A 237-nucleotide genomic window follows, 5' to 3' on the forward strand; every position below is an offset into this window, starting at 1 on the left:
GATAACTACACACCACCAGTGCCTAAACAGCTTGGCGTGCAAGAGTTTAAAAATGTATCTATAACTACATTGCGTAAATACATAGATTGGACGCCATACTTTATGACCTGGTCAATTGCTGGTAAATACCCGCGCATAATGACCGATGAAGTAGTTGGCGAGCAAGCGCAAAGCTTATTTAAAGACGCCAACGACATGTTAGACGACCTTGAAAAAGCAGGCAGCTTGCAACCACTG

Annotated in this window: 1 protein-coding gene; it reads left to right on the forward strand. The window is 43.5% G+C overall.

Annotated elements, in window-relative coordinates; all coding sequences use genetic code 11:
• Positions 1-36 precede the first annotated feature (36 nt).
• Positions 37-237, forward strand: a 201-nt coding sequence (locus AAEY79_RS16340; protein ID WP_352289813.1) for a vitamin B12 dependent-methionine synthase activation domain-containing protein, incomplete at its 3' end; no start/stop codon positions are given.

The sequence above is a fragment of the Psychrobacter sp. GW64-MNA-CIBAN-0177 genome (assembly GCF_040309585.1).
Lineage (GTDB): Bacteria > Pseudomonadota > Gammaproteobacteria > Pseudomonadales > Moraxellaceae > Psychrobacter > Psychrobacter okhotskensis.